At 67.4% G+C, this 18,060-nt stretch carries 20 protein-coding genes and 1 tRNA gene; 16 read left to right on the top strand and 5 right to left on the bottom strand.

The genetic code is table 11. The features are described 5' to 3' along the window. Positions 1-64 precede the first annotated feature (64 nt). The gene (locus tag Q0C57_RS20050) at positions 65-1,024 is read right to left on the bottom strand and encodes a hypothetical protein (RefSeq protein ID WP_296579392.1); all 960 of its coding nucleotides are present in this window, start codon (positions 1,022-1,024) and stop codon (positions 65-67) included. 141 nt (positions 1,025-1,165) lie between these two features. Then, positions 1,166-1,612, bottom strand: a complete 447-nt coding sequence (gene queF, locus Q0C57_RS20045; protein ID WP_296579390.1) for a preQ(1) synthase — start codon at positions 1,610-1,612, stop codon at positions 1,166-1,168. Between the two features lie 184 nt (positions 1,613-1,796). Between queF and eno the strand changes: the two genes are divergently transcribed. The 12 genes from eno to lpdA all read left to right on the top strand — a co-directional run bounded on the left by eno (position 1,797) and on the right by lpdA (position 11,488). Continuing rightward, positions 1,797-3,080: a phosphopyruvate hydratase gene (gene eno, locus Q0C57_RS20040; RefSeq protein WP_296579387.1), complete on the top strand. Its 1,284-nt coding sequence runs from the start codon at positions 1,797-1,799 to the stop codon at positions 3,078-3,080. A 165-nt stretch (positions 3,081-3,245) separates the two neighbouring features. Beyond that, positions 3,246-4,187 carry a DMT family transporter gene (locus tag Q0C57_RS20035; protein WP_296579385.1) on the top strand — a complete coding sequence of 314 codons (942 nt, stop codon included), beginning with the start codon at positions 3,246-3,248 and terminating at the stop codon, positions 4,185-4,187. A gap of 7 nt (positions 4,188-4,194) precedes the next feature. Continuing rightward, a complete protein-coding gene (locus Q0C57_RS20030; RefSeq protein WP_296579383.1) occupies positions 4,195-4,512 on the top strand; it encodes a septum formation initiator family protein in 318 nt (105 codons plus the stop codon). Between the two features lie 186 nt (positions 4,513-4,698). After that, positions 4,699-5,808, top strand: coding sequence for a pyruvate dehydrogenase (acetyl-transferring) E1 component subunit alpha (gene pdhA / locus Q0C57_RS20025; RefSeq protein ID WP_296579381.1), 1,110 nt, complete (start codon positions 4,699-4,701; stop codon positions 5,806-5,808). A 10-nt stretch (positions 5,809-5,818) separates the two neighbouring features. Beyond that, the gene (locus tag Q0C57_RS20020; RefSeq protein WP_296579378.1) at positions 5,819-5,983 is read left to right on the top strand and encodes a hypothetical protein; all 165 of its coding nucleotides are present in this window, start codon (positions 5,819-5,821) and stop codon (positions 5,981-5,983) included. A 135-nt stretch (positions 5,984-6,118) separates the two neighbouring features. Next, positions 6,119-7,522 (top strand): pyruvate dehydrogenase complex E1 component subunit beta, encoded by a 1,404-nt coding sequence (locus Q0C57_RS20015; protein WP_296579376.1) that lies wholly within the window; start codon positions 6,119-6,121, stop codon positions 7,520-7,522. Positions 7,523-7,529: 7 nt separating this feature from the next. Further along, positions 7,530-7,772 (top strand): hypothetical protein, encoded by a 243-nt coding sequence (locus Q0C57_RS20010; RefSeq protein WP_296579374.1) that lies wholly within the window; start codon positions 7,530-7,532, stop codon positions 7,770-7,772. Beyond that, positions 7,769-8,062 (top strand): DUF5076 domain-containing protein, encoded by a 294-nt coding sequence (locus tag Q0C57_RS20005; protein ID WP_296579371.1) that lies wholly within the window; start codon positions 7,769-7,771, stop codon positions 8,060-8,062. The genes Q0C57_RS20010 and Q0C57_RS20005 overlap by 4 nt, the downstream gene beginning before the upstream one ends. Before the next feature lie 10 nt (positions 8,063-8,072). Then, positions 8,073-8,228 (top strand): hypothetical protein, encoded by a 156-nt coding sequence (locus tag Q0C57_RS20000; RefSeq protein WP_296579369.1) that lies wholly within the window; start codon positions 8,073-8,075, stop codon positions 8,226-8,228. Positions 8,229-8,241: 13 nt separating this feature from the next. Next, positions 8,242-9,573 carry a pyruvate dehydrogenase complex dihydrolipoamide acetyltransferase gene (locus tag Q0C57_RS19995; protein ID WP_296579367.1) on the top strand — a complete coding sequence of 444 codons (1,332 nt, stop codon included), beginning with the start codon at positions 8,242-8,244 and terminating at the stop codon, positions 9,571-9,573. Positions 9,574-9,615: 42 nt separating this feature from the next. Beyond that, complete coding sequence (locus Q0C57_RS19990; RefSeq protein WP_296579365.1) at positions 9,616-10,002, top strand: hypothetical protein; 387 nt, start codon at positions 9,616-9,618, stop codon at positions 10,000-10,002. A gap of 43 nt (positions 10,003-10,045) precedes the next feature. Further along, the gene (gene lpdA / locus Q0C57_RS19985) at positions 10,046-11,488 is read left to right on the top strand and encodes a dihydrolipoyl dehydrogenase (protein WP_296579362.1); all 1,443 of its coding nucleotides are present in this window, start codon (positions 10,046-10,048) and stop codon (positions 11,486-11,488) included. Between the two features lie 435 nt (positions 11,489-11,923). Here the strand turns inward: lpdA and Q0C57_RS19980 are convergent, their stop codons facing one another. Further along, on the bottom strand, positions 11,924-12,595 hold the full coding sequence (locus Q0C57_RS19980) for a L,D-transpeptidase (RefSeq protein WP_296579360.1): 672 nt from the start codon (positions 12,593-12,595) through the stop codon (positions 11,924-11,926). A gap of 267 nt (positions 12,596-12,862) precedes the next feature. Beyond that, positions 12,863-14,215 (bottom strand): 30S ribosomal protein S12 methylthiotransferase RimO, encoded by a 1,353-nt coding sequence (gene rimO / locus Q0C57_RS19975; RefSeq protein ID WP_296579357.1) that lies wholly within the window; start codon positions 14,213-14,215, stop codon positions 12,863-12,865. 167 nt (positions 14,216-14,382) lie between these two features. Here rimO and Q0C57_RS19970 point away from each other — a divergent pair, with 167 nt between their 5' ends. From Q0C57_RS19970 to Q0C57_RS19960, 3 genes are all read left to right on the top strand, one after another. Beyond that, positions 14,383-14,865 (top strand): Hsp20/alpha crystallin family protein, encoded by a 483-nt coding sequence (locus Q0C57_RS19970; protein ID WP_296579354.1) that lies wholly within the window; start codon positions 14,383-14,385, stop codon positions 14,863-14,865. Positions 14,866-14,969: 104 nt separating this feature from the next. After that, on the top strand, positions 14,970-15,299 hold the full coding sequence (locus tag Q0C57_RS19965) for a hypothetical protein (RefSeq protein WP_296579351.1): 330 nt from the start codon (positions 14,970-14,972) through the stop codon (positions 15,297-15,299). A 152-nt stretch (positions 15,300-15,451) separates the two neighbouring features. Continuing rightward, a tRNA-Ser gene (locus tag Q0C57_RS19960) sits at positions 15,452-15,541 on the top strand. Positions 15,542-15,601: 60 nt separating this feature from the next. Here the strand turns inward: Q0C57_RS19960 and Q0C57_RS19955 are convergent. Continuing rightward, a complete protein-coding gene (locus tag Q0C57_RS19955) occupies positions 15,602-16,465 on the bottom strand; it encodes a class I SAM-dependent methyltransferase (RefSeq protein WP_296579349.1) in 864 nt (287 codons plus the stop codon). Positions 16,466-16,898: 433 nt separating this feature from the next. Here Q0C57_RS19955 and Q0C57_RS19950 point away from each other — a divergent pair. Next, positions 16,899-18,060 (top strand): septal ring lytic transglycosylase RlpA family protein (locus Q0C57_RS19950; protein WP_296579347.1); only part of this gene is annotated, 1,162 nt, incomplete at its 3' end.

Genomic DNA, 18,060 nt, shown 5'->3' with positions numbered 1-18,060 from the left:
GGCCGCTGTCCGCTCTTTGGATATCCATGCAATAAGGCCGCCCGCCGGCTGCCGCCTGCGCCTGTCAGCGCAGAGCCAGTCTTTGTCCGTCGAAAACCGTCGGTTTGCAATTCACCCCTGCGAGGGAGAGGGTCGCGCACAGTCGCGCTGCGGCATTGGCATTGGACAGCGGACCTGCCACCAGCCGCAATTCCAGCCCCCCGGAGCCGCCGCCCTCCTGGATGGCGACGACAGGCCTGAGGCCCTCGAGCATCGGCCCGTGCTGGGCGCGCAATTGCTGCCAGCGACTGCGCAGCCCGTCGATCGAGGGGTCACCTGCGAGATCCACCCCGAACTCCGTCCGGATCGCTGTGGAGTCCTGGGCTTCCGGCGGCGTGGCGATGGCAGGTGTCGCGCCCTGCGCCGCCGCCGGCTGTGATGCCGGCGTCAGCGGCGAGGGCACAGGAACCGGGGCGGTGGACAGGGCCGCCGAAGCGGTCGCAGGCGGCGCGGCCGCAACGGATGGTGGGGAGGCGGGTGACACCGGGCCACCGGACACCGATCCCGTCGCCGGCAGGACCGTCGGCGCCACCGGCGCAACGACGCGCACCGCGGGTCGCGGCGCACCGGTGACCTCGGCGCGGGGAATGGAGGCCGTCACGTCGCGCGGGATCGAGGCGGTCACGTCACCGACCGTCCGCTCGACGCTGGCGAGTCGGTCCATCAGGCTCTCGCGTTCGGCCGCGAGAACGCGGATCTGGTCGGCGAGCCGGCGAGTTTCATAGACGAGCAGCGGATCTGACGGGGCAGGGCGCGGCGGTTCCGTACGCGCCTGCTGGCCGGGCGGGACCGGCAGGGCCAGCCGGGCGAACCGTTCGCTGCCCGTTTCGGTCCGCGCCGCGAGGAGCGCGGCGGACACCGCGAGCAGAGCGACCCCCGCCCATGTCAGCAGGCGGGCATAGCTGGGCGGCGGCGGGTCGTCGGTCAGCCCGTCGAGCCTCACCGGAAGATCGGGAGCATCCTGGTCGCGTTTTGCCTTCAGCATGTCGCACCAGCTTTCGCTGATTCGACCTGTCCGCGTCCATCGGATCAGGGGTTGCTGCGACCACCCGACAGGGAAAATCGTGCTGAAAAGTCAATTCCCTAGCGTGAGCTTTGGGCGCCGGGACAGCTTCCGCAGCGTCGTTCAGCCCCGGCCGCGATAGGGAGCCACACCCTGGTCGGGCAACCAGACACCCTCCAGGGGCGCGCCTGTCTGCCAGAACACGTCGATGGGGATGCCGCCGCGCGGATACCAGTAACCGCCGATGCGCAGCCAGCGCGGGCCGAGCAGGTCGCGCAGCCGCTTGCCGATCGCCACGGTGCAATCCTCGTGGAAGGCGCCGTGGTTGCGGAACGCCGAGAGGTAGAGCTTCAGCGATTTCGATTCGACCAGCCAGTCGCCCGGCACATAGTCGATGACAAGGTGGGCGAAGTCGGGCTGCCCGGTCACCGGGCAGAGGGAAGTGAACTCCGGCGCGACGAAGCGCGCCACATAATGGGTGTCGGGATGGGGGTTGGGCACCCGGTCGAGCGTCGCCGCCTCAGGGGAAGCGGGCATCGCGACGGTCTTGCCCAGCATCAGATCGGCCATGGTCGTCGTCCTGTTGGGCCCTGCGATCCGCGGGCCTCGGGGGGTGACTGGGGTGATAGCAGATCGACCGGCACGATGGAAAACCCCGCCTGGGGGGCAGGCGTGATCCGCCTCGCCGCTTGAACAGGACGCCCCATGCTGTAGAAGGCCGGCATTCCCACCGCTGCTTGCCGGAGAGGCTGCCATGACCGCCATCGTCGACATCATCGCCCGCGAAATCCTCGACAGCCGCGGCAATCCGACGGTGGAGGTCGACGTGCTGCTCGATGACGGCGCGAAGGGGCGGGCGGCGGTGCCCTCGGGCGCCTCGACCGGCGCCCACGAGGCCGTCGAGCTGCGCGACGGCGACAAGAAGCGTTATCTCGGCAAGGGCGTGACCAAGGCGGTCGACGCCGTCAATGGCGAGATCTTCGACGCGCTGTCCGGCCTCGACGCGACCAACCAGGTGCAGATCGACCAGACGATGATCGCCCTCGACGGCACCGAGAACAAGTCGCGGCTCGGCGCCAACGCCATCCTCGGCGTCTCGCTCGCCACCGCCAAGGCGGCGGCCATTTCGCGCGAGCTGCCGCTCTACAAATATGTCGGCGGCGCCTTCTCCCATGTCCTGCCCGTGCCGATGATGAACATCGTCAATGGCGGTGCGCATGCCGACAACCCCATCGACTTCCAGGAATTCATGATCATGCCGGTGGGGGCCAAGACCTTCGCCGAGGCCGTGCGCATGGGCTCCGAGATCTTCCATACGCTCAAGGCGGCGCTGAAGGCCGACGGTCACAACACCAATGTCGGCGACGAGGGCGGCTTCGCCCCCAACCTGAAATCGGCCCAGGCGGCCCTCGATTTCGTCATGACCGCCATCGACAAGGCCGGCTACAAGGCCGGCGACGACATCGTCATCGCCCTCGACTGCGCCGCCACCGAATTCTTCAAGGACGGCGTCTATGCCTATGAGGGTGAGCGCAAGACCCGCGACCCCAAGGCCCAGGCGAAATACCTCGCCAAGCTCGTCGCCGACTATCCGATCCTCTCCATCGAGGACGGCATGTCCGAGGACGACATCGACGGCTGGAAGATCCTCACCGACCTCGTCGGTGGCAAGTGCCAGCTGGTCGGCGACGACCTCTTCGTCACCAACACCCGGCGCCTGTCGATGGGCATCGACAAGGGCCTCGGCAACTCGATCCTGGTGAAGGTCAACCAGATCGGCACGCTGACCGAGACCCTTGCCGCCGTCTCCATGGCGCACAATGCCGGCTACACGGCGGTCATGTCGCACCGTTCCGGCGAGACCGAGGATTCGACGATTGCCGACCTCGCTGTCGCCACCAATTGCGGGCAGATCAAGACCGGCTCGCTCGCTCGCTCCGATCGCACCGCCAAGTACAACCAGCTCATCCGCATCGAGGAGGAGCTCGGCCCCCAGGCGCGCTATGCCGGCCGCGGCGCCCTCAAGGTCAAGGGCTGAGGCTTCGCCCTGGGCCGTGCGGGTCTCGGGCAGGTCACGGATGGCGGGCCCTCGGGCCCGCCTTTGTCTTTTGCGGCGGGCGGCCCCGCGCTGGCCGCTGGCGCACATGGTTGCGATGCACACAAACCCATTGCGGCAGAACGAGGGTTGGCCACAGGGTAGTCCGTGCCCGTCATCGCTCCCCGCCGCCTCGCCCTCCTTGCCATGTTCGCGGCGGTTACCATCTATGGCGGCCAGTTCGTCTCGGTGCGCTGGGGCCTGCAATCCGGTCTCACGGCCTATGACATGGCGGCGCTCCGCTTCATCTTCGCCGCGGCGGTGATGGCGCCTTTCTTCGTGCGGGCCGGGATCCTCGACTGTGCCGGCCTCGGCTGGGGCAAGGGTCTCGCCCTGGCCCTGACCGGCGGCGTGCCGCTCACCGTGCTCTCCAATATCGGGCTCAACTATGCGCCGGCGGCCCATGCCTCCGCCATACAGCCCGGCATGGTGGCGGTGACGGCAACGACGCTGGCCTATCTCGGCATGCGGGCGCGCATTCCCTTCGGTGCCATGGTCGGCTTCGCCATCGTCCTGTCGGGCCTCGCTGCGATCGCCATTGCCGGCTCTTCCGGTCGGGAGGGGCCGCTCACCGTCGTCGGCGATCTGATCTTCGTCGTCTGCGGCGTCGGCTGGGGCATCTTCACCTGGCTCTGCGGCCGCTGGCAGGTGCCCTCGGTGGTCGGCGCCTCCATCGTCTCGACCCTGTCAGCCGTCGCCTTCCTGCCCCTCTATGTCGGCGTCCTCGAGCCCGGGCTCAACGCGGTCTCCTGGCCGATCCTGCTTTTCCACGGCATCAACCAGGGCGTCCTCAACATCGCTCTCGGCCTGCTGCTATGGACCTATGGCACCCGCACCCTCGGGGTCGCCGTCGCCGCACGGTTCCCGCCGATGATTCCGGTCCTCGGGACGCTCATCGGCATTCCCGCCCTCGGCGAGATCCCGACGCCGCTCGCCGCCCTTGGCGTCGCCGGCATCGTCCTCGGGTTGCTGATCGCCGCCGCGGCAGGCACCGGCCAAGCCCGCCCTTCAGCAAGCGTTAACGCTCCCGAAACCCGCGATCGGGCATGATCGTCCCATGGTCGTGCGCACGAGACGTCAGCGGATTCTCCAGGCGATGGGGCTCTATGCGGCCGCCGCCGCGCTGATCGCCTATTTCGGCTTCCACGCCTATCATGGCGAGCGCGGCATCCATGCCAAGCAGCAGTTCATCGCCCAGATCGACGATCTCGGCGGCCAGCTCGCCACCCTGCGCAAGGAGAAGGCCGAGGTCGCCCGCCGCGTCGCCCTGCTGCGCGCCGAAGCCATCGATCCCGACATGCTGGACGAGAGGGCGCGCGAGATCCTGAATTTCGTCGACCCCCGGGATCTCGTGCTGATCTTGGGACGGCCCTGACCGTCGGATCGCGTCGTGAACCGAAAATCGGTTGACGCTCATTCCTGAACCACGTTTCGGTTAAGCCCCTGATTGCGTTGCAATGCCAATGGTTTGTGCATTGCACAATGGACCGGACGGTGCCCTTCCCAGGGAACGGACCAGACGCTACATGTGGAGACAGCACTCAATGCGAAGGGGACACCGATGGCTGCAACCCGGACCAAGGCCGCGCCCGCTGCCGTGAAGGCGGCGAGCAAGACATCGGATGGTCCGGCGAAGGCGGCGCGCCCGCCGGCCGCCGCCAAGGCCACGGGCCGAGCCCCCTCGACGAAATCCGCAGCGGCCAAGGTCCCGGCGCTCACCAGGGAGCAGGAGCTCTCCGCCTACCGCGAGATGCTGCTCATCCGCCGCTTCGAGGAAAAGGCCGGCCAGATGTACGGCATGGGCCTCATCGGCGGCTTCTGCCACCTCTATATCGGCCAGGAAGCCGTGGTCGTCGGCATGCAGATGGCGTCCAAGGCCGGTGACCAGGTCATCACGGGCTATCGCGACCACGGCCATATGCTGGCCACCGGCATGAGTGCCAACGGTGTCATGGCCGAACTGACCGGCCGGCGCGGCGGCTATTCCCGCGGCAAGGGCGGGTCCATGCACATGTTCTCCGCCGAGAAGCACTTCTATGGCGGCCACGGCATCGTCGGCGCCCAGGTCTCGCTCGGCACCGGCCTCGCTTTCGCCAACCGCTACCGCGGCAACGACAATGTCTCGCTGACCTATTTCGGCGACGGCGCGGCCAATCAGGGCCAGGTCTACGAGAGCTTCAACATGGCCGCGCTCTGGAAGCTGCCGGTCATCTACATCATCGAGAACAACCGCTACGCCATGGGCACGGCGGTGAACCGCGCCTCCGCCCAGACCGACTTCTCGCGGCGTGGCCTGTCCTTCAACATTCCCGGCGAGCAGGTCGACGGGATGGACATCCGCGAGACCTACGCCGCGGGCCTGCGCGCCATGGAATGGTGCCGGGCGGGGAAGGGGCCCTACATCCTCGAGATGCAGACCTACCGCTATCGCGGCCATTCCATGTCGGACCCTGCCAAGTACCGCTCGAAGGACGAGGTGCAGAAGATGCGCACCGAGCACGACCCGATCGAGCAGGTGCGCGAACGGCTGCTGAAGGAGTGGCAGGTCTCCGAGGACGAGCTGAAGACGATCGATGCCGGCGTGCGCGACATCGTCGCCGAGAGCGCCGAGTTCGCCACCAATGATCCCGAGCCGGATCCGTCCGAGCTCTGGACCGACATCCTGAAGTGAGGCGCGGGCGATGGGCACGGGTAGCCTTCTGGCGACGGTGATCGGCCTGATCGCCGTCGGCGCCTGGCTGGTCGCAGCCTGGTCCATCATACGGGCCTGGAGCCTGTCCGAGCGGCATCCGCCCTATCGCGCGCTCGGACTCCGCCGCTTCGTCGTCTGGATGGGCACCAGCTGATCCATGCCCGCCGAAGCTTTGCCCCACCTGAAGCGCCTTTACCTCGCCTTCGCCGTCTTCTTCGCCTCCCTGATAGCCGGCATCGCCACCGGCGTGATTTCCGCCCGTTCCTGACCTCCTGACCGGAAGCCTTCCATGCCTGTCAACATCCTGATGCCGGCGCTGTCGCCCACGATGGAGAAGGGCAACCTTGCCAAGTGGACCAAGAAGGAAGGCGACAAGGTCAAGCCCGGCGACGTCATTGCCGAGATCGAGACCGACAAGGCCACCATGGAGGTGGAGGCGGTCGACGAGGGCATTCTCGCCAGGATCCTTGTCGCCGAGGGCACGCAGGACGTCGCGGTCAACGAGATCATCGCCGTTTTGACGCAGGAGGGCGAGGCCGCCGGCTCCGCGCCCGCCCCGGTGGCGAAGTCCCAGCAGCCGACGCCCGAGGCCGCCGCCATGCGCGCCGACCAGTCAGCGCCGCCCGCCGCACCGGCGGTGATCCAGGCCCCGCCCGCCGCCGCCCCGGTAGCCTCTGTCGCCGCCGACCCGGACGTTCCCGCCGGCACGGAGATGGTGACCATGACGGTGCGCGAGGCGCTGCGCGACGCCATGGCCGAGGAGATGCGCAAGGACGACGCGGTCTTCGTCATGGGTGAGGAGGTCGCCGAGTACCAGGGCGCCTACAAGATCACCCAGGGGTTGCTGCAGGAGTTCGGCGCCCGCCGCGTCATCGACACGCCGATCACCGAGCACGGCTTCGCCGGCATCGGTGTCGGCGCCGCCTTTACGGGCCTCAAGCCCATCGTCGAGTTCATGACCTTCAACTTCGCCATGCAGGCGATCGACCAGATCATCAATTCGGCGGCCAAGACCCTCTACATGTCCGGTGGCCAGATGGGCTGCCCCATCGTCTTCCGCGGGCCGAACGGAGCCGCGGCCCGCGTCGCCGCCCAGCACAGCCAGGACTATTCGGCCTGGTACTCGCATATTCCCGGCCTCAAGGTCGTCGCACCCTATACGGCGGCCGATGCCAAGGGCCTCCTGAAGGCGGCCATCCGCGACCCCAACCCGGTCATCTTCCTCGAGAACGAGATCCTCTACGGCCAGAGCTTCGAGGTGCCGAAGCTCGACGATTTCGTCCTGCCCATCGGCAAGGCGCGCATCCACCGGCCCGGCAAGGACGTCACCATCGTCGCCTGGTCCATCGGCATGACCTACGCCACCAAGGCGGCGGCGGAACTGGAAAAGCTCGGCATCGACGCCGAGGTGATCGACCTGCGCTCGCTGCGCCCGCTCGACACCGAGACCATCATCGCCTCTGTGATGAAGACCGGCCGCATCGTCACGGTGGAGGAGGGCTGGCAGCAGTCCGGCGTCGGCGCCGAGATCTCGGCCCGGGTGGTGGAGCGCGCCTTCGACTATCTCGATGCGCCGCCCGCCCGCGTCTCCGGCAAGGACGTGCCCATGCCCTATGCCGCCAATCTCGAAAAGCTGGCGCTGCCCTCGGTCGCCGACGTGATCGAGGCCGTCAGGGCTGTGACGTACAAGTGAGGGCAGCATGACGCGGGGCGACCTTCCGAACGCAGTGGTCAAAGCCCTTGATGAGCTGGGGGGTACAGGAACTGTCGTTGATGTCGCCCGCCTGATATGGCGCGATAACGAGGCAACTCTTAAAGCGTCGGGCGACCTGTACTACACTTGGCAGTACGAAACCCGTTGGGCTGCTCAAAGACTTCGTGACGAAGGCAAACTCACTTACGGCCGCGAAAATGGTCGGGGCGTTTGGCAGTTAAAGAAATGACCCTTCCCTTCGACGCCCTCGCGATTCCCCCGGCCGCCCTCGAACAGGGCGGCGTCGAGATCGTGCGCGCCGCCATCGTCGAGGGAGGCCTGCACATCTCGGTGCGCCGCGCCTTCGACGACGCCCAGGCCTGGGGCATGGTCCTCGCCGACATCGCCCGTCACGTGGCCCGCATCCACGCCATGGAAACCGGTGCCTCCGAGGACCTGACCCTCGACCGCATCCGCAACATGCTGGACGCCGAACTCGACAGCCCGACCGATCCGGGCACCACCACCGCCATCAGTTGAGGAGGAGACCTTGGCCGATGTTCGCGAGACGCTATCCGTCATGCCCGGGCCTGGCCCAGGCATCCACGAGTTGATTTTTGGCGACGTGTTCAAGTCGTGGATGGCCGGGACAAGCCCGGCCATGACGCGGTTCGATCGTGTTGCCTTCGCCCTTTCCGCCGCCTGACACCGAGGCCGCCATGCCCATCGACATCCTGATGCCCGCGCTGTCCCCGACCATGGAGAAGGGGAACCTCGCCAAGTGGCTGAAGAAGGAAGGCGACACCATCAAGGCCGGTGACGTCATCGCCGAGATCGAGACCGACAAGGCGACGATGGAGGTCGAGGCGGTGGATGAGGGCATTCTCGCCAGGATTGTTGTCGCCGCGGGCGCCCAGGACGTGCCGGTCAACCAGATCATCGCCGTCATCGCCGCCGAAGGCGAGGACGTGAAGGCGGCTGCAGGTGGGGCAGGGGCCAAACCCGCCGCTGCCGCACCGGCGCCCGCCGCCGCACCCGCCCCGACCAAGGCCGAACCGGCTGTTGCCGCCGCTGCGGCTCCGGCAAGTATCGCCGCGGCCGCGTCCGGCATCCGCCTCTTCGCATCGCCCCTGGCCAAGCGCATCGCCAAGCTGGAGGGCATCGATCTCTCGAAAGTCGCGGGAACCGGCCCGCATGGCCGCGTCGTCGAGCGTGACGTGAAGTCGGCGCTCGCCGGCGGCACGGCCAAGGCCGCTCCGACCCCGGCTGCGGCTGCCGCTCCCTCCGCCCCGAAGCCGGCGCCGGTCGCCGGCCCCTCCGACGAGCAGGTGAAGAAGCTCTTCGTGCCCGGCTCCTTCGAGGAGATCCCGCATGACAACATGCGCAAGGTCATCGCCCGCCGCCTGACGGAAGCGAAGACGACGATCCCGCACTTCTACCTGACGATCGACTGCGAGCTCGACGCCCTGCTCGCCCTGCGCGAGCAGATCAACAAGGCGGCCCCTGTCCGCGACGGCAAGCCGGCCTACAAGCTCTCGGTCAACGACCTCGTCATCAAGGCGCTGGCCCTGTCGCTGCGCGCCGTGCCGGACGCCAATGTCACCTGGACCGACGGCGCCATGCTGAAACACCAGCACGCCGATATCGGCGTCGCCGTCTCCATTCCCGGCGGCCTCATCACGCCGGTCATCCGCGATGCCTGCCACAAGCCGGTCTCGGTCATCTCCAACGAGATGAAGGACCTGGCGGCCCGTGCCCGCAACCGCAAGCTGAAGCCCGAGGAGTACCAGGGCGGCTCCTCTGCCGTGTCCAACCTCGGCATGTTCGGCATCAAGGACTTCGCCGCGGTCATCAACCCGCCGCATGCGACGATCCTCGCCGTCGGCGCCGGAGAGAAGCGCGTCGTGGTGAAGAATGACGCGCCGGCGGTAGCGACCGTCATGAGCGTGACGCTCTCCACCGACCACCGCGCCGTTGACGGGGCGCTCGGCGCCGAGCTGATGGCGGCATTCCGCGGCTATATCGAGAACCCCATCGGCATGCTGGTCTGAGCTGGCGCGCTGTTAGGTCGGCTCGAACCAAGCGGGGAGGCGATGGGAGTAATTGCTGCGATCCTCCTCGCGTTGCCCCTGTCGCTTGCGGCGGGATGGAGCGTCGCGGCGATACCGGCGACATCGACCGATCTCGGGCAGGGCATCATCCTTGTGATGCTGCCCGTCGTGACCCTCCTCACTGCCGTGTGGCTGGTTTTCACCATACGGATCGTCCTGGGTATCGCCGTCGACCGGTTTATGAAGCTCGCCTTTGGGCTCCTGGCAGCGGCGATCGGTCTCACCCTTGCGGGCTTCTTCTGGTTGCTGGTCCTCGGGAGGCCACAGGCTCCGGACCTACAGGAATGGATCGGCCTGATCGCAAGCCTTCTTGGTCTTGTCGCCGGTGTTCTGGTCCAGTGGCTGTGCCTGCGGACGCAGGCAATATGAAATCGCTGACGGGCCATGTTGCCCGAAAACGACGGAGAGCGTGATGACCGAGAGCTACGACATCCTCATCATCGGCGGCGGCCCTGGCGGGTATGTCGCGGCCATCCGCGCCGCCCAGCTCGGCCTGAAGACCGCCGTCGTCGAACGCGAGCATCTCGGCGGCATCTGCCTCAACTGGGGCTGCATCCCGACCAAGGCGCTGCTGCGCTCCGCCGAGATCTACCATTATGCCACCCATGCCAAGGATTACGGCCTGACTCTGAACGGGACGATGTCCGCCGACATCGGCGCGGTGGTGAAGCGATCGCGCGGCGTCTCCGCCCAGCTCAACGGCGGCATCGGCTTCCTGATGAAGAAGAACAAGATCGACGTCATCTGGGGCGAGGCAAAGATCGCCGGGGTCGGCCAGGTGGTGGTTTCCGCGTCGTCCAAGCCCGCGGTGCAGCCGCAGGTGCCCCCGCCCAAGGGCACGCTGGGGGCCGGCACCTACCGGGCGAAGCACATCATCGTCGCGACCGGCGCCAGGCCGCGTGTCCTGCCGGGCATCGAACCCGACGGCAAGCTGATCTGGACCTATTTCGAGGCGATGAAGCCGGAGGCCATGCCCAAAAGCCTCATCGTCATGGGCTCGGGCGCCATCGGCATCGAATTCGCCTCCTTCTACCGCACGATGGGCGCCGAGGTGACGGTGGTGGAGGTCCTGCCGCAGATCATGCCGGTGGAGGATGCCGAGATTTCCGCCCATGCCCGCAAGCGCTTCGAGAAACAGGGCATGACCATCCTCACCTCCACCAAGGTGACCAAGGTGGAGAAGGCTGCCAATGCCGTCACGGCGACCGTCGAGGACGAGAAGGGGGCGAAGCGCACCATCACCGCCGAGCGGATGATCTCCGCCGTCGGCGTCGTCGGCAATGTCGAGGGCCTCGGCCTCGAGGCGCTCGGCGTCACCATGGACCGCGGCACCGTGAAGACCGACGGTCTCGGCCGCACCAGCGTGCCCGGCATCTACGCCATCGGCGATGTGGCCGGGCCGCCGATGCTCGCCCACAAAGCCGAGCACGAGGGGGTCATCTGCGTCGAGACGATCAAGGGGCTGCACACCCACGCCATGGACAAGGCGATGATTCCCGGCTGTACCTATTGCCACCCGCAGGTGGCCTCCGTCGGCCTGACCGAGGCGAAGGCCAAGGAAGCCGGCTACAGTCTCAAGGTCGGGCGCTTCCCCTTCATGGGCAACGGCAAGGCCATCGCCCTCGGTGAGCCCGAGGGGCTGGTCAAGACCATCTTCGACGCGAAGACCGGCAAGCTTCTCGGTGCCCACATGATCGGCGCCGAGGTGACGGAGCTGATCCAGGGCTTTGTCGTCGCGATGAACTGCGAGACGACGGAAGAGGAATTGATTCACACCGTTTTCCCCCATCCGACCCTGTCGGAAATGATGCATGAAAGCGTCCTTGATGCCTATGGACGGGTTGTCCACACCTGATCACAGAACGTGATGGGATCGCCGTCCTAGAGGATTATTATCTCATCACCGGATCTGATGAGGCCGCCGCTGCCCGGGGAGGCGGGGATAGCCAGGCGCCACCAAGGCCCGTGAACGATTGTTTTTGACGCGCTGAAGCCGCATGAACGCTGGCATGGGCCGGTCGGACGCTGCCGGTGGCGCGCTTTTTCGGCGCCCATTTATCCCCGAAAGCCCGACAGGCCCTATCCTGCAGCGGTTCTGACGGGAGACACGACCGTGGCCGCATTCATCATCGGGATCGTCTGTTTTTCTCTGGTGGTCGCAGCATTGCCGACGGCGTCCGGCGCCAGCCTCGAGGGCGTCACCGCGCAGGACGGCGCGGTGACGCAAAAAGGCCGGCGCGAGGCCGGCCTTCGGGTCTTTGCTGGCGCCGTGGACGCGGCCGCCGCAGGCTCAGCTCATCGCGCTCTGGCCGGTCGGCAGGACGATGGCCGTGGAACCCACGGGCACGCGGTTGTAGAGGTCGATGATGTCCTGGTTGAGGAAGCGGATGCAGCCCGAGGAGACCTGCGTCCCGATCGTCCAGGGCTCCGTCGTGCCGTGCAGGCGGTACAGCGTGTCGCGGTTGCCGCGATAGAGGTAGAGGGCGCGCGGCCCGAGCGGATTGTCGGCACCGCCGGGCATGCCGCCGGCGACGGGGCCGTAACGCTCGGGCTCGCGGCGGATCATGTCGCGGGTGGGGGTCCAGCGCGGCCAGGCGGCCTTGCGGCCGATCGAGGCGATGCCGGTGAGGTTGAAGCCCTCCTCCTTGCCGACGCCGACGCCATAGCGGATGGCGCGTCCACCCTCCAGCACGAGGTAGGCGTAGCGGGACGTGGGATCGACGACGATCGTGCCCGGGTTCTCGCGCCCACGATAGGCCACCTCACGCCGCCACCAGCGCTCGTCGACCTTCGACAGGTCGATGGCGGGAACCGGATGCGGCTCGCCCGGCACCTCGGCATACATGGCGACGTAGAAGGGGTCGAAACGCGGCGTCTCAAGCACCAGCTCCTCGCGGCGGGTGGTGCAGGCGCCCAGGATGAAGGGGGCACCCAGAACGAAGAAACGTCGGTCGATCGTCATCATAGGCCTCAGAACCTGACGGTGCGTCAAAGGATCCCGCCCGGCGCGGGACATGCCTGTCGCTTCGTCTTCGTGAACAATGGGCGGCTCGTAACACCGGCGGCGGGCGCCAAACATGACGAAACCGTGAGGCCGGGATCAAGGCGCGCCGACTGTTGCCGCACTGCACCACCCGGCCGCGACGGCACCCACGCCCCACGCAAACCACGGTCGGATCATGTCCACGAAAGGGTTAATCCTTGGCAAAAGGAGCGTTCCGGCGGGCGATCACAAGCTCGCGAAGAGGTCGTATTCGCTGGCCCGGTCGATCTTCACGGTGACCAGTTCCCCCACGGCGAGCTTGCGCCGGGTGTGGATGAAGACCGAGCCGTCGATCTCCGGCGCGTCGCCCCTGGAGCGCGCCTTGACGACGGTGGGCCCGACCTCGTCGATCAGCACCTGCTGGCGCGTGCCAACCTTCCTGCGGATCCGCCGCGCCGAAATCTCAGCCTGCTTCTTCATGAAGCGGTGCCAGCGCCGTTCCATCACCTCGGGCGGCACGTGGCCCTCAAGGCCATTGGAGGTGGCGCCGGCCACCGGCTCGTATTTGAAGCAGCCAACCCGGTCGAGGCCGACCTCGTCGAGCCAGTCGAGCAGGAACGCGAACTCCTCTTCGGTCTCGCCGGGAAAGCCCACGATGAAGGTGGAGCGGATGGTCAGGTCCGGGCAGATCTCGCGCCAGCGCCAGATGCGCTCGACCGTCTTTTCCTGATGCGCCGGTCGCTTCATCCGCCTGAGCACGTCGGGATGGGCGTGCTGGAAGGGAATGTCGATATAGGGAAGGATCTTGCCCTCGGCCATCAGCGGGATGACCTCATCGACATGCGGATAGGGGTAGACATATTGCATCCGCACCCAGACGCCGAGTTCGCCGAGGGCCTGCGACAGGTCGAGGAACTTTGTCCGCCAGGTCCTGTCTCGCCACTGGCTCTCGGCATATTTCACGTCGATGCCATAGGCTGACGTGTCCTGGCTGACGATCAGCAGTTCCTTGACGCCGGCGGCCACCAGCTTCTCCGCCTCGCGCATCACTTCGCCGAGAGGGCGCGAGACGAGATCGCCGCGCAGCTTCGGGATGATGCAGAAGGTGCAGCGGTTGTTGCAGCCCTCGGAAATCTTCAGATAGGCGTAGTGGCGCGGTGTAAGCTTGATGCCCTGCGGCGGCACCAGATCGAGGAAGGGATCGTGCTGGGGCGGCGCCGCCTCGTGGACTGCGGCCAGAACGCTCTCATATTGCTGGGGCCCGGTGATGGCGAGCACGGCGGGATGGGCGGCGCGGATCTGCTCGGGCTCGGCGCCCATACAGCCGGTAACGATGACGCGGCCGTTTTCCTTCAGCGCGTCGCCGATGGCGGCGAGGCTTTCCGCCTTGGCCGAATCCAGAAAGCCGCAGGTGTTCACGAGGACGAGATCGGCCCCCTGATGGCTGCGCGACAGCTCATAGCCCTCGGCCCTGAGCCGCGTGATGATGCGTTCGGAATCGACAAGCGCCTTGGGGCAGCCGAGCGAGACGAAGGAAATCTTCGGCGCGGCACGGTCGGGAGCGGGAACGGTCGGGGGCAGGAGGGAACTGGCGGTCATCGGATCTCGTCGCGGCGGCAAGGCTGGGCAATAGGCGAAAGCGCGTGTCTGGACAAGCAAGTCGGCGCCATGCGGCCGCATGGCAAGGCGTTGAGGTGGATCAATGGCATCCCTGCAGCGCGCTCTCATCTTCATGGCGATCGCAACGGCCACAGAAGGAGATGGTCATGGCCCAGCATGCTTTCCTGCCTTCCCTCTTCTCCCCGCGTGGGGACTGGTCCCGCAGCCCCCTCGCCACGCTCCAGGGGGAAATCGACCGCCTGTTCCAGGCGATGGGTCCATCCGCCGGCCTCGGTGCCGGGCGCGATGCCCTGGGCTTCTCGCCCTCGCTCGATATCGCCGAGAGCGCTGATGCGATCGACATCACCGCCGAACTGCCCGGCTGCGACCCCAAGGATGTCGAGATCTCTGCCGCCGGCCGCGCGTTGATGCTGCGCGGCGAAAAGAAGAGCGAGAGCGAGCGATCCGGCAAGGACTGGCAGGTGACCGAACGCAGCTACGGCACCTTTCAGCGCACCATCCCGGTTTCCTTCGACATTGATGCGGCAACCGTCGAGGCTCGCTTCGAGAAGGGCGTGCTGACGATTCACCTGCCGAAGCCTCCCGAGGCTGTCGCCGAGCGCAAGACCATCCCCATCCAGGGACCGTGAGCCGACGGCGAGTCGCCGGAATGATGGTCCGCCGGTTAACGGTTCATCCATCGTTCAACTGAAGAGGGTCACAGTCTCCCCTGCCTAATCCAAGGAGGTTCCACATGGATCGTCGCACTTTCTTCCTCTCGCTCGCGGGCGGCGCCATTGCCGCCGGCGCCTTCGGTTCCGCCGCCACGGCGGCGCCTGCTACCGCGGCAGCTGCGCCGGCCGCGGCCGTCCCGGCCGCCGGGGCTCCGCTGGAGATGCAGTGGGGCTATGGCTACGGCTACGGCTATCGCCCGCGCCGCCGCCATTTCCGCCACCATCGGCCCTATCGGCCCTATCGGCACTATCGTCCGTACCGCCCCTACGGCTTCTACGGCCAGCGTCCCTTCCGCCCGGTGCGCCGCTGCTGGATCAACCGCTGGGGCGAGCGCGTCTGCCGCTTCTGATCGGGTCCCTCGCACCGTGAGGCTTGCCCCGCCGCCCGTCCGGGCGGCGGGGTTTTGCGTGGCGGCGGCGGGAGGGCGACAGCCCGCACCCCCGCCGCGTTGACGCCACCGCCCCGCTGGCTCTAGACAGCGGGGACCGGCGGCGTCGCCCCGGAGAGGTGGCCGAGTGGTTTAAGGCAGCGGTCTTGAAAACCGCCGTGGGTGCAAGCCCACCGTGAGTTCGAATCTCACCCTCTCCGCCAGTGCCGATCCTGACGAAAGGCCCTGTGCCGGTCGTCCAGTGCCCTTGTCGCGACGATGCCTCACCCGGCCCGGTTGCCCGGCGCGTCCTTGATTCGCAGGTGCACGAGACCGCCGGCAAAGCGGCGTCTGAGCGGGCCGATCCGCGACAGCAGCGAATAGAGGCGCGTCCGCTGCGGGAAGGGATCGGCATAGGATTGAACCGACAGAAGCTCGATGCCCGGAATGGCACCCACAAAGCCGGGCAGAGCGTCGATCGCGATCCCCCAGGGCATGGGGGGCGCCGTATAGTGCCGGGTGATCTGCCATCCCCGCTGCGTCCGGCGGGAGATCGGCGGCGTGATGGTGTCGAAGAAGATCTCGCCGCCGGGGAACCGCGTTGCGATCCGCGCCAAGAGGGTGCGAACCTCCTCATCCTGGAAATACATGAGAAGCCCCGCGGCACTGATGAAGGGGGCTGGCACCGCAGGGACCGCGTCCATCCAGGCGGGGTCGAGGGCCGAACACGCGACGTGGTGCACCGCAGGGTGATGCGGCAGCAGCCGCTGGCGGACAGCGATCGCCTCCGGCAGATCGACACTGGACCAGGTCACGTCCGGCGCCCCGAGACGCCAGAACTGTGTCTCCAGGCCTTCGCCGAGGACAACGACAGACGCCTTGTGGGGTTGGCGCAGGAGGAATGCCCTGATCAGATCATCGGACACCCGGGCGCGGATCGGATGGAAGACGCTGGGCCTGCCGAAACGGCCGGCGAAATCATAGGTGATGCGCGCGACCAGCCCGGCCGCCATGGGATCTTCGATCAGGCGATCCTGTCGGCGCATCTCGGCCGCACGATTCCAGAGCGGCCAGAGCATGGTCTCCGGCACTCCCGACAGGGAGAGGCGCGCGGGATCCTCCCGAGTCTGTTCGCTGTCATCGGCCATCGGCAAGACCGCACCGGCCGGCGGGACGAGGGGTCACGTCTCCCTTCATTACGCACCTCAAAGGTGAGAATGCAGGCGTCTCGCCAGCGGCTGTCGCGGCTGAAACAGCGGCTCGACAGAAGACGACATCCAGAATGGTGACTAAAATTGTCAGGAATATGATGTTAAAGGGGCGAGATAACCATGCGCAACGGGCGCGACGCCGAGAATCGTGCCTGACCTGGGAAGTCACGACAGGTGAGACGAGAACGCGGCACCAGCGGCCGCCGCCGCCATCCTTAATCCCGCCTCAACCACATCGCGGGCATACTGAGGTCTGCGTCACGAATTCGTCTCAATCTCCCCGACACTGGCTCCCTTCGCCAACGTCGGGTATGACAGCCGGCGGAATGCGGGCGAAGACCCGCGCGACATGCGGCATGGAGCAACCGGCTTGACCCATTCAGCGACGAGCGAGGAATCGCGCCAGACCGCCGTGCCTTCGGCGACCCGCGCGAGGCTTCTCGCCTGTTCGGCCCTCTGCGGCCTCGGTGTCCTGCTCGGCGGCTGCAACAGCCAGACGGCGTCCAGCGGCGGCGCCCCGGCCGTCGATCGTTTCAACGCCCGCTACGGCGTCAGCTCCAGTCCCCGCGTCGTCGAGGAGGGTCGGCCCGTTCCGCGCGGCGGCGGCACCTATCGGATCGGACGACCCTACACGGTGGCCGGGCGGCGCTACACGCCCTTCGCGAAGCGCGACGGCCATACCGAGACCGGCATTGCCTCATGGTACGGGCGCCAGTTCCACGGCCGCCTGACCGCCAATGGCGAAGTCTACAATATGCATATGCTGTCGGCCGCCCACCGCACCATGCCGATGCCGAGCTATGCCCGCGTCACCAACCTGTCGAATGGCCATTCGCTGGTGGTGCGCGTCAACGACCGCGGCCCGTTCCACGGCAACCGTGTGATCGACCTGTCGCAGCGCGCCTCGAACATGCTGAACTTCCGCGGCCAGGGTCTGGCGCGGGTCAGGGTGGAGTATATCGGCCGCGCCTCGCTCGAAGGGTCCGACGACCGCATCCTCCTCGCCACGTTGCGGACCGACGGCAGGCCGGCGCCGCGCCCGCAGCACGTCACCCCGACGATGATTGCCTCCGCCGCGCCGCAAAACGTGCCCGACCCGGCTCCGCGAGCCCAGGCCCCGGCCGTTCAGGCGGCACCGGCTCCTGCGCCCCAGGTCCAGGTGGCTGCCGCGCCGGCCCCGACCTTCGGCCTGTTCCGGCAGCAGACGGCGGTCCTCGCCACGCAGAACCCCGACCTGCGCCAGCCCGATCCCTCGCTGGCCGCAGCGCCCATCATCCAGGCGGGATCGCTGCCGCAGGCGACCGCCCCCCAGCCAGCCGCCGCGCCGGTGACCATGGCCTCCGCCCCGTTGCCGGTGGCAAGGCCCGTGCTGCCCGACTCAGCCCCCGCGGCCACCACCGTCGTCGCCCGCTCCAGCGGTCCCGCCCAGGTCACCGCGGCCTCCAGCGTGACCGTGGTCGCCACCCCGGCGCCGCAGGCCGCGCCTGTCCCCCGGGCGGCTCCGGTCCTCGCCGCCGCCGCGTCGCGACCGG

The organism is Phreatobacter sp., from assembly GCF_022843985.1.
Classification (GTDB): domain Bacteria; phylum Pseudomonadota; class Alphaproteobacteria; order Rhizobiales; family Phreatobacteraceae; genus Phreatobacter.
Note: the sequence above shows the minus strand (reverse complement) of the source record. Positions and strands in the feature narration are given on the sequence as shown.